At 73.1% G+C, this 11,064-nt stretch carries 8 protein-coding genes; 7 read left to right on the forward strand and 1 reads right to left on the reverse strand.

Features of this window, described 5'->3' with window-relative positions; translation table 11 throughout:
* Window positions 1-49 precede the first annotated feature (49 nt).
* Together PV796_RS33685 and PV796_RS33690 are read left to right on the forward strand one after the other, a co-directional pair.
* Window positions 50-1,243 carry a glycine C-acetyltransferase gene (locus PV796_RS33685; protein ID WP_274917502.1) on the forward strand — a complete coding sequence of 398 codons (1,194 nt, stop codon included), beginning with the start codon at window positions 50-52 and terminating at the stop codon, window positions 1,241-1,243.
* 49 nt (window positions 1,244-1,292) lie between these two features.
* Window positions 1,293-2,204, forward strand: coding sequence for a LysR family transcriptional regulator (locus tag PV796_RS33690; RefSeq protein WP_274917503.1), 912 nt, complete (start codon window positions 1,293-1,295; stop codon window positions 2,202-2,204).
* Between the two features lie 56 nt (window positions 2,205-2,260).
* On the opposite strand, the gene PV796_RS33695 is transcribed toward PV796_RS33690, so the two are convergent.
* Window positions 2,261-3,301, reverse strand: a complete 1,041-nt coding sequence (locus PV796_RS33695; protein WP_274919343.1) for a PHP domain-containing protein — start codon at window positions 3,299-3,301, stop codon at window positions 2,261-2,263.
* Between the two features lie 675 nt (window positions 3,302-3,976).
* On the opposite strand from PV796_RS33695, the gene PV796_RS33700 reads away from it, so the two are divergent.
* The 5 genes from PV796_RS33700 (at window position 3,977) to PV796_RS33720 (ending at window position 10,977) form a co-directional block, all read left to right on the forward strand.
* Window positions 3,977-4,192 carry a type A2 lantipeptide gene (locus tag PV796_RS33700; RefSeq protein ID WP_274917504.1) on the forward strand — a complete coding sequence of 72 codons (216 nt, stop codon included), beginning with the start codon at window positions 3,977-3,979 and terminating at the stop codon, window positions 4,190-4,192.
* Between the two features lie 228 nt (window positions 4,193-4,420).
* A complete protein-coding gene (locus PV796_RS33705; RefSeq protein ID WP_274917506.1) occupies window positions 4,421-5,227 on the forward strand; it encodes an HlyD family efflux transporter periplasmic adaptor subunit in 807 nt (268 codons plus the stop codon).
* The gene (locus tag PV796_RS33710; RefSeq protein ID WP_274917507.1) at window positions 5,224-7,503 is read left to right on the forward strand and encodes an NHLP family bacteriocin export ABC transporter peptidase/permease/ATPase subunit; all 2,280 of its coding nucleotides are present in this window, start codon (window positions 5,224-5,226) and stop codon (window positions 7,501-7,503) included. The genes PV796_RS33705 and PV796_RS33710 overlap by 4 nt, the downstream gene beginning before the upstream one ends.
* A 40-nt stretch (window positions 7,504-7,543) precedes the next feature.
* Window positions 7,544-10,390, forward strand: a complete 2,847-nt coding sequence (locus tag PV796_RS33715) for an NHLP bacteriocin export ABC transporter permease/ATPase subunit (RefSeq protein WP_274919344.1) — start codon at window positions 7,544-7,546, stop codon at window positions 10,388-10,390.
* 125 nt (window positions 10,391-10,515) lie between these two features.
* Window positions 10,516-10,977: a cyclic nucleotide-binding domain-containing protein gene (locus tag PV796_RS33720; protein WP_274917508.1), complete on the forward strand. Its 462-nt coding sequence runs from the start codon at window positions 10,516-10,518 to the stop codon at window positions 10,975-10,977.
* Window positions 10,978-11,064: the final 87 nt, after the last annotated feature.

Genomic DNA, 11,064 nt, shown 5'->3' on the forward strand with positions numbered 1-11,064 from the left:
CCCGGAATTTCCCGAGCGCCCGCCCGCACCCCAAAAGGAGACCCCTTTCATGTTCGACGCCGTACGCGACGACCTGCGCGTCACCCTCGACGAGATCCGCGCCGCCGGACTGCACAAGCCGGAGCGGGTGATCGGCACGCCGCAGTCCGCCACCGTGGGCGTCACCGCCGGCGGCCAGCCCGGCGAGGTCCTCAACTTCTGCGCCAACAACTACCTCGGCCTGGCCGACCACCCCGAGGTCATCGCCGCCGCCCACGAGGCCCTGGACCGCTGGGGCTACGGCCTGGCCTCGGTCCGCTTCATCTGCGGCACGCAGGAGGTGCACAAGGAACTGGAGCGCCGGATCGCCCACTTCCTCGGCCAGGAGGACACGATCCTCTACTCCTCCTGCTTCGACGCCAACGGCGGCGTCTTCGAGACCCTGCTCGGCCCGGAGGACGCGGTCATCTCCGACGCCCTCAACCACGCCTCCATCATCGACGGCATCCGGCTGAGCAAGGCCCGCCGCTTCCGCTACGCCAACCGCGATCTGGCCGACCTGGAGCGCCAGTTGAAGGAGGCGGAGGGCGCCCGGCGCACCCTCATCGTCACCGACGGCGTGTTCTCCATGGACGGTTACCTGGCGCCGCTGGCGGAGATCTGCGACCTGGCCGACCGCTACGGCGCGATGGTCATGGTCGACGACTCGCACGCGGTCGGCTTCGTCGGCCCCGGCGGCCGCGGCACCCCGGAGCTGTGCGGGGTGATGGACCGGGTCGACATCATCACCGGCACCCTCGGCAAGGCGCTGGGCGGCGCCTCCGGCGGCTATGTCGCGGCCCGTGCCGAGATCGTGGAACTGCTGCGCCAGCGCTCCCGCCCCTACCTGTTCTCCAACTCGCTGGCCCCGGTGATCGCGGCCGCCTCCCTCAAGGTCCTCGACCTGCTGGAGTCCGCGGGCGACCTGCGCGAGCGGCTGCACGCCAACACCGCACTGTTCCGCTCCCGGATGACCGAGGAGGGCTTCGCGATCCTGCCCGGCGAGCACCCCATCGCGCCGGTGATGATCGGCGACGCGGCCGAGGCGGGCCGGATGGCCGAGCTGCTGCTGGAGCGCGGGGTGTACGTGATCGGCTTCTCGTACCCCGTGGTTCCGCAGGGCCAGGCCCGGATCCGCGTCCAGCTCTCCGCCGCCCACTCCACCGAGGACGTGCACCGCGTCGTGGACGCCTTCGTGGCCGCCCGCGCGGCCCTGGAGAGCTGACCGGGCGGTCGCGGGGCACGATCCGGCCGTGCCCTGCGAAACTGGACCCATGATCGAAGCACGTCGGCTGCACATCCTGCGGGCGCTGGCCGACCACCGCACGGTGACCGCCGCGGCCGCCGCGCTCTACCTCACGCCGTCGGCGGTCTCCCAACAGCTCGCCGCGTTGGAGCAGGAGACCGGCCACCGGCTGGTCGAGCGCGGCGCCCGCGGGGTCCGACTGACGCCGGCGGGGGACATCCTGCTCGGCCACGCCAACGCCGTACTGGCCCAGTTGGAGCGCGCCGAGGCGGAGCTGGCCGCCTACGACAAGGGCGAGGGGGGCACGGTGACGGTCGCGGCGTTCGCCACCGTCATCGGGTTGGTGCTCGCGCCGGCCCTCGCCGAACTGGCCGCGTCCGCGCCCGACATCCACGTCCGGGTGCGGGACGCGGAGGGGGACGCCAGCCTGCCGATGGTGCTGGACCGGCAGGTCGATGTGGCGGTGGCCGTCGAGTACCGGGGCGCGCCGGACGCGGACGACCCCCGGTTGACCCGCGTCCCGCTGTACGCGGAGCCGTTCGACGCGGTGCTGCCGCCCGGCCACGCGCTGGCCGACGCGGCGGCGGTGCCGCTGTCCGCGCTGGCCAAGGCCCCCTGGATCGGCCCCTATTCGGGCAACCCCTGCCACGACGTGGTCGTCCTGGCCTGCGAGTACGCCGGGTTCCGGCCGCTTCTGACGCACTTCTCCGACGACTTCCGGGCGGTGGTGGCGCTGGCGTCGGCGGGCGCGGGGGTCGCGCTGGTGCCGCGCTCGGCGCTGCGCGGGATGGACCTGGGCGGAGTGGTGGTCCGGCCGGTCGACGGGGTGGCGCCCACCCGTCGGGTCTTCGCGGCGGTGCGGCGCGGGGCGGAGGAACATCCGTTGTTCCGGCCGGTGTTGGCGGCGCTGCGGACGGCGGCCGCCGCGCAGGAGGGGTGAAGTCGGGCGTGTCCGGGGCGGGTTGATGCCCCATTGCCCGTCGCGTGGGATGGGGTTCAGGCGTCGGCCCGGCGCGGGGTGCGACCGGTCCTGGTCCAGGTCGTCAGTTGGCGGGCCGTCCAGGTGGTGAGGGAGCGGCCGGCGGGGACGCCGCACTCCTCGGCGCGGGCGCAGCCGTAGATCTGCCAGTCGAGCTGGCCGGGGGCGTGCGCGTCGCTGTCGATCGCGAAGAGGGCGCCGGCGTCGAGGGCCTGACGCAGCAGTCGGCGGGGTGGATCCAGGCGGTCCGGGCGGCAGTTGATCTCCACCGCGGTGCGGTGCGCGGCGCACGCCGCGAAGACCTCCGTGGCGTCGAACGCCGATTCCGGGCGGCCCTTGCCGGTGAGCTGCCGGCCGGTGCAGTGGCCGAGGACGTCCACCAGCGGATTGCGCACCGCGGCCAGCAGCCGGCGGGTCATCGGGCCCCGGTCCATGCGGAGCGTGGAGTGGACCGAGGCGACGACCACGTCGAGCCGGTCCAGGAGTTCCGGTTCCTGGTCGAGCGAGCCGTCGTCGAGGATGTCGCACTCGATCCCGGTCAGCAGTCGGAACGGCGCCAGTTCTTCGTTGAGCTCCGCGACCACGTCCAGTTGTCGGCGCAGCCGTTCGGCGGTCAGCCCGCGGGCGACGGTGAGCCGGGGGGAGTGGTCGGTCAGCGCGCACCAGGCGTGGCCGAGGTCGCGGGCGGTCCGGGCCATCGCGGCGATCGGGCTGCCGCCGTCCGACCAGTCCGAGTGCAGATGACAGTCGCCGCGCAGCGCCCGCCGCAGTGCCCGGCCCCGCCCGCCCTCGACCAGCGGGCCGCCGGCCTCCTGCTCCAGCGCGGCGAGGTAGGCGGGGCGTTGCCCGGCGAGCGCCTCCGCGATGACCCGGGTCGTCTTGGGGCCGAGTCCCTTGAGGCGTCCCAGCGTTCCGCGCGCGGCGCGCTCGCGCAGCTCGTCCGGGGGCAGTTGGTCGAGCACGGCGGCCGCGGTGCGGAACGCCTGCACGCGGTACGTCACCGCGCCCTGCCGTTCCAGCAGGAACGCGATCCGGTCCAGGGCCGCCGCGGGATCCACCTCCCCACCGTGCACCGGGTGGGGGTCGGCCGCCACCGCGGTGCGGTCGCCGAACGCCGTCACCGCAGTTATGCGAATATGTCCGTTCTCTAGTGGTCGATCCGTTTCCATCGGAATGGCGGGGCGATAGCGGTGACGATTCCGGTCAATACCGCACGGGAAGTCACGGGCAATCATGTTCGGTTAAAACCTCCGTCACGCCCGGGTCGTACTGCGGAAACGCGCGGCGGACTTCGCGGGGTCGCGGCGCGCTAGTCGGGCGTTAAGTTCGACGGCCTTCAGGAAATCTGCACACCGAATGCGCAGCCGGCACACGCGCCGGTGTTTCGGGGCGGGGTGCGGTCCGGTCGATCGCTGGACGGCTTCCGGAATGCCCCATTCCGTGCGTCTCGCAACGACGATTCCGCGGAAAGGAAACCGGAGGAGATGTGAAGATGCCTCGCCCAAGCCATGGACGTACGTACACGTCCGGTAATTCATTCGGGCAGTCGCGCCCGGATCACCGCTCATCCGATTAGCAGCGCAACCCGCCCGCATGCTTTGATCCATCGCACCGCGGCAGTCGCCGGGGTTTCCCGAAATCGGGGCCCGCACTACCGTGGCCGCGGCCGGGCCGGCCACCAGATGGCTCGTCCGCAGTTTTTCTTGATATTGATCCGTCTGAAGGGAAACACCATGAACAACGCCCAGGTTCAGACCCAGGAAATCTCCGACGCCGACCTGGACAACGTGTCCGGTGGCCTCGTCGGCGGCGTCCTGAGCAGCGTCACCGGCACCGTGGACTCCGTCGCCCCCGTCTCGGGCGCCGTCGCCAACGCCACCGGCCTGGTCCAGCAGACCACCGGCCTGGACGTGCAGGGCCTCGTCGGCGGCGCGACCAACGGTCTCTGATCCAGCCGATCACGTGCCGCCCCGCGGCACGGCCGGCATCGAACGGCCACGACGGTAGTCGGCGCCCCCTCCCTGCCGATCTGCCGCACCGAGTGCCCCGGACAATCCGGCTCCGGCCGGATTCCGGGGCACCCGGCTGTCCACCGCCGGGGCCCGCCGCCGGACCTCCGCATCGGCGGCGTACTCTCGTACGTCCGTACCAGCCCAGGCAGTTGAGGGAAGAGTGTCGTGCAATTCCGCCAACAGGCCCTTTCCAAGCTGCAGTCGCCCGAGGAACTCGACCTGCCGGTGCGCTTCGCCCGCCCCCAGGGCTGGTTGGTGCTCACCGTCACCGTCCTCGTCATGATCGCCGCGACCGTCTGGGCGATCACCGGCACGGTCACCGCCACCCTCGGCGCCCCCGGCATCCTCACCCACGGCCACGGCAGCTACGTCCTCCAGAGCCCGGTCGCCGGCCAGGTCACCACGGTCCTCGCCGAGGAGGGCAAACAGGTCGCGTCCGGCGCCCCGTTGGTCCGAATACGCACCGCGCAGGGCACCGCCACCGTCGTCCGCGCGCTCGCCGCCGGCCGGTTGACCAGTTTGGACGCCAGCATCGGCGCGGTGGTCACCACGGGCGCCGACCTCGCCTCCGTGGAGCGGACCACCGGCGTCCAAGACCCGCTGACGGCCACCCTGTACGTCCCGGCCGAGAGCGCCGCCACGCTCCCGGTCGGGGCCCCCGTCGACCTCACCGTCGCCTCCGTCCCCACCCAGCGCTACGGCGTGCTGCGCGGCCGGGTCGCCGCCATCGGCCGCGCAGCCCAGCCCCGGCAACGGATCGCGGCGTTCCTCGGCAGCGCCCAACTCGCCGAGCAGTTCTCCCGCGACGGCCAGCCCGTCGCCGTACGGGTCACCCTCGACGCCGCGCACACGGCCTCCGGCTATGCCTGGTCCACCACCACCGGACCACCCTTCGCGCTCGACTCCATGACCCAGGCCACCGCCGCCGTCCACCTGGCCGCGCAGCACCCGATCGATTGGCTGCTCTCGTGACCGCCCCCGATGCCTCCGCGGCGCCCCCGCAGCACCTCCCGCCCGCCGGCCGCGGCCGGCACCGCCCCGAGGGCGCGACGCCCGCCCGCCGCCGCAGGGCACCGGAGCGCGCCCCCAAGGCGAAGAAGCCGGTGCGCACCTCCACCGTCCTCCAGATGGAAGCCGTGGAGTGCGGCGCCGCCTCCCTGGCGATGGTGCTCGCCCACTACGGCCGGCACGTGCCGCTGGAGGAGCTGCGGATCGCCTGCGGCGTCTCCCGCGACGGCTCCCGCGCCAGCAACCTCCTCAAGGCCGCCCGCAGTTACGGCCTGACCGCCAAGGGCATGCAGATGGAGACGGTCGCGCTCGCCGAGGTCCAGGCGCCGGCCATCCTCTTCTGGGAGTTCAACCACTACGTCGTCTACGACGGCATGGGCCGCCGCCTGGGCCGCCGCGGTGTCCACCTCAACGACCCCGACAAGGGCCGCCGCTTCGTGCCCGTGGAGGACTTCGACACCAGCTTCACCGGCGTCGTGCTGGTCTTCGAACCCTCCGAGGCGTTCGAGAAGGGCGGCCGGCGCCCCAGCGTCCTGCACGCCCTGCCGGCCCGGCTGCGCGGCACCACCGGCACCCTGCTGGCCGCCCTGCTCGCCAGCCTGCTGCTGGTCGGCGTCGGCGCCGCGGTGCCCGCGCTCAGCCGCACCTACATCGACATGTTCCTGATCGGCAACCAAACCTCGCTGTTGGGCCCGCTGTTCGCCGCGATGGCCGCGATGGTGGCGCTCGCCGCCGTCCTCACCGGCCTGCAACAGGCGAACCTGCTGCGCGGCCGGATCATCTCCTCCACCCTCAGCAGCGCCCGCTTCCTGAGCCATCTGCTGCGGCTGCCGGTCACCTTCTTCGCCCAGCGCTCGCCCGCCGACCTCGTCCAACGCCTCCAGTCCAACGACGCGGTCGCCGAGACCCTCGCCCGCGACCTGGCCGCGGCCGCCGTCGACGGCGTGGTCGTCATCCTCTACGCCGTACTGCTGTGGACCTACGATCCCCAACTCACCGTCATCGGCGTGCTGTTGGCCCTGCTCAACGTCGTCGCCATGCGCATCGTCGTCCGGCTGCGCGCCACCCACACCCAGAAGCTGCGCGCCGACACCGCCCGCCTCACCAACACCTCCTACACCGGCCTCACGCTCATCGAGACGATGAAGGCCACCGGGGGCGAGAACGGTTACTTCCGCCGCTGGGCCGGCCAGCACGCCACCACTCTGGAGGTACAGCAGCGGCTCGGCGTCCCCAGCGCCTGGCTCGCGATCGTCGCCCCCACCCTCGCCACCCTCAACAGCGCCCTGATCCTCTGGATCGGCGGCCTGCGCGCCGTCGAAGGCCACCTCTCCATCGGCCTGTTGGTCGCCTTCCAGGCCCTGGTGACCCGCTTCACCGCCCCCGTCACCCGCCTCAACGGCGTCGCCGGGCGCATCCAGGACTTCGCCGCCGACGTCGCCCGCCTCAAGGACGTCGAGAGCTTCCCCGCCGACAGCCACTACTCCCGCCCGGACGCGGACGCCGGCACCCGCCGCCTCAAGGGCCATGTCACCCTCGACGACGTCACCTTCGGCTACAGCCCGCTCGACGCCCCGCTGCTGACCGGCTTCTCGCTCTCCGTCGGCCCGGGGCAGCAGGTCGCCCTGGTCGGCGGCTCCGGCAGCGGCAAGTCCACCGTCTCCCGCCTGATCTCCGGCCTCTACGCGCCCTGGGAGGGCACCATCCGGATCGACGGACAGCGCCTCGTCGACATCCCGCGCAGCGCGCTGGCCGCCTCGGTCTCCTTCGTCGACCAGGACGTCTTCCTCTTCGAGGGCACCGTGCGGGACAACGTCGCCCTGTGGGACCCCTCCATACCGGACGACGCGGTGATCGCCGCCCTCCAGGACGCCGCCCTCTACGACGACGTCATCGCCCGCCGCCCCGACGGCATCCACAGCCGCGTCGAACAGGACGGCCGCAACTTCTCCGGCGGGCAGCGGCAGCGCCTGGAGATCGCCCGGGCGCTGGTCCGGCGCCCCAGCGTCCTCGTCCTCGACGAGGTCACCAGCGCCCTGGACGCCGGGACCGAGGCGGTCATCATGGACAACCTGCGGCGCCGCGGCTGCGCCTGCGTCATCATCGCCCACCGGCTGAGCACCGTCCGCGACAGCGACGAGATCGTGGTCCTGGACCACGGCACCATCGTCGAACGCGGCCGGCACGAGGAACTGGTCGCCGCCGGGGGCACCTACGCCCAGTTGGTCAAGGAGCACTGACGTGGCCTCCGCCTACCCGTCCCCGGACGCCGGACCCGGCGTGCCGCCGCCCGCGGAACCGGCCGCCGCCCCCGGTGCCGATGCCGTCAGCCACGCCCTGGGCGCCCTCGGCACCCCCGTCGACTGCACCGGGCTGCGCAACGTCCCGCTCGAAGGCCCGCACGTCCTGTGGTTGGTCACCAGCGGCGCCCTCGACCTGTTCGCGGTCGACGCCGCGCAAGAAGGCCACTGGCACTTCCTCGGCCGCCTCGAAGCCGGCACCCTGCTGCTCGGGCCCGTCCAGGGCCCCCAACACACCCTCGTCGGCCGCCCGTCGGGCGACTGCGGCCTGCGCCGGATCGCGCTGCGCGAACTGCCCCGCCCCGACCACGGCGGCGACCCCCACGCGTACGGATACGACGACCCCTATGGGACGCCGGTCGCCACCCCTTTGGAACACGCCTTCGCGCTCGGCACCGCCCGCGGGCTGGGCGTGCTCTTCGAGGCCCCGTTGGACGGCCGGCCCAGCGACGAGGCGGTGGCCGACGACGACGTGCTGTGGATGCCGGTGCCACCCGGCAGCGTCCACTACGGCGCCTCCTACGGCGCCGAGGCCGCCGCCGATCTGCTCGTCGACGCCGCGCTGTGGCAGCGCATGGTCAACCAGCAGTACCGGCTGCTGTCCGCCGTCGACCGCTGGATCGAGCAGGAGGAGCGGGCCCACGAGGACCGGGCGGCCGCCGGCATCAAGGCCGGCGAGGCCGTCCGCGAGCGCGCCGACCAGGCGCTGTTGGCCTCCATCGGCAAGGAGCGCGGCCCCCGCACCGCCGCGGGGCGCGACCGGGCCGGTGACGACCTGACCTTCGCGGTCTGCCAACAGGTCGCCGGCGCCGCCGGGATCACCCTCACCGAACCGCCCAAGGGCGCCGCGGCCGGTGACCGGGTCAGCCCCGTCGAGCGGATCGCCCTCGCCTCCCGGATACGCACCCGCGCCGTCCGCCTCGACGGCCGCTGGTGGCGCTCCGACGCCGGCCCCCTGGTCGGCCACCGCGCCAAGTCCGGCGCCCCCGTGGCGCTGCTGTGGCGGCGCGGCCGCTACGAAGCGGTCAACCCGGCCTCCGGGCTGCGGATCCGGATCGGCAAGGACAACGCCGACGCGTTCGAGCCGCAGGCGGTGATGTTCTACCGGCCGCTGCCCGAGCGCCGGTTGACGCTGTGGCGGCTGATGCGCTTCAGCCTCCGCGGCACCCGCACCGACCTGCGCAACCTCGCCCTGGCCGGACTGGTCACGGTCGCCCTCGGCGCCCTCGTCCCGATCGCCACCGGCAAGGTCCTCGGCGTCTACGTACCGGCGGCCCAGCGCGACCTGATCGTCCAGGTCGCGCTCGCCGTCATCGTCTCCAGCGTCGTCGCGGCCGCCTTCACCCTGCTCCAGAACCTCACCGTGCTGCGCGTCGAGGGCCGGATCGAGAGCATCCTGCAACCCGCCGTCTGGGACCGGCTGTTGCGGCTGCCCACCCAGTTCTTCGCCGCCCGCTCCACCGGTGAACTGGCCAGCGCCGCCATGGGGATCAGCACCATCCGCCGGGTCCTGGCCGGCGTCGGACCGGTCGCCGTCCAGGCCGGCACGGTCGGTGCGATCAACCTCGTGCTGCTGCTCCTCTTCAGCGTGCCGCTGGCGCTCGCCGCGCTCGCCGCGCTGCTCGTCATCGGCGCGGTCTTCCTCGTCCTCGGCCTGTGGGAACTGCGCTGGCAGCGCCGCCTGATCGTGCTCGGCAACAAGCTCAACAACCGGGCCTTCCAGACCCTGCGCGGCCTGCCCAAGCTGCGGGTCGCGGCAGCGGAGTCCTTCGCCTACGCCGCCTGGGCGCGGGAGTTCGCCCGCTCCCGGGAACTCCAGCAGCGGGCCGGCCGGATCAAGAACCTCACCACCGTCCTCAACGCCGTCTACCTGCCGGTCTGTTCCCTGGCGCTGTTCATGCTGCTGGCCGGCCCGGCCCGCGGCACCCTCTCCGCCGGCGCCTTCCTGACCTTCAACACCTCGGTGACGATGCTGCTCACCTCCGTCACCCAGATCACCGGCGCGCTCCTCCAGGCCGCCGCGGCGCTGCCGATGTTCGAGCAGATCAAGCCGGTGCTGGACGAGGCCCCCGAGGTCCGCGGCGGCAGCTCCCAACCGGGCGCGCTCTCCGGCGCCCTGGAGACCCGCCGGCTCTCCTTCCGCTACCGCGAGGACGGCCCGCTGGTCCTCGACGACGTCTCCCTCCAGGTGCGGCCCGGCGAGTTCGTCGCCATCGTCGGCCCGAGCGGCTGCGGCAAATCGACCCTGCTGCGCCTGCTGATCGGCTTCGACCGCCCCTCCTTCGGCAGCGTCCTCTACGACGGCCAGGACCTCGGCGCGCTCGACCAGGCCGCCGTCCGCCGCCAGTGCGGGGTGGTCCTCCAGAACGCCCAGCCGCTCACCGGCTCCCTCCTGGACTGCATCAGCGGCGCCGAGTCGTTCACCCAGGAAGAGGTCTGGGCGGCCGCCGAGATGGCCGGGTTGGCCGAGGACATCAAGCGGATGCCGATGGGCCTGCACACCATGATCTCCGGCGGCGGCGCCATCTCCGGCGGCCAGCGGCAGCGGCTGATGATCGCCCAGGCGCTGGTCCGCCGCCCGCGCATCCTCTTCTTCGACGAGGCCACCAGCGCCCTGGACAACGAGACCCAGCGGATCGTGATCGACAGCACCCGCGCGCTGAGCGCCTCCCGCGTGGTCATCGCGCACCGCCTCTCCACGGTGCTGGACGCCGACCGGGTCCTGGTCATGGCCGATGGCCGGATCGTCGAACAGGGCACCCCCGCCGAGCTCCTCGCCGACACCGGCGGCCGGCTGCACGACCTGGTACGCCGTCAGATGGCCTGAGGCCGGACGGCCGGACGGCGCTCAGGTTGCCGCGTTCCGGGTCGGCCATTCCCGGCATCCATCGCATCCTCCGCATATCGTGCAGAACGCTCTGAAGTGATCCCACGTGGTGGACGGAGGGCGAGATGCCCAAGGTGAAGCACCTGTTCGATGCGATGCCGCCCGACCGGCGCCGACGGCTGACCGAGCTCGCCCGGCTCGTGTCGCTGCCCCGCGGCACCCGCGTCTTCGAGGAGGGCCGCCGCGCCGAGCGGTTCTGGATCATCCGCTCCGGCCGGGTCGCGCTCGACCAGCGCGTCCCCGGTCGCCGCGCGGCCGTCGTCGAAACCCTCGGCCGGGACGAACTCCTCGGCTGGTCCTGGCTGTTCCCGCCCTACCTCTGGCACCTCGGCGCGGAGACCCTCGGCCCCGTCGAGGCGCTCGAATTCGACGCGGCCGTCGTCCGCGGCCTCTGCGCGGACGACGCCGTCCTGGGCCGCGCCGTCTACCGCTACGTCGCGGAGACCGTCGCCGAACGCCTCCACGGCACCCGCACCCGCCTCCTGGAGCTCTACGGCCCCCAGGGGAGCGGCCAAGAGGGGCCCTGAGCGCCGGCGGCCGACCGCCCGCCGCGCGTCACCCGTGCCGCCGGACCCGCCGCCGGCGGCGCCCCTCCTCTTCCTCGGTGGGGCGCG

It is taken from the genome of Streptomyces sp. WZ-12, from assembly GCF_028898845.1.
Lineage (GTDB): Bacteria > Actinomycetota > Actinomycetes > Streptomycetales > Streptomycetaceae > Streptomyces.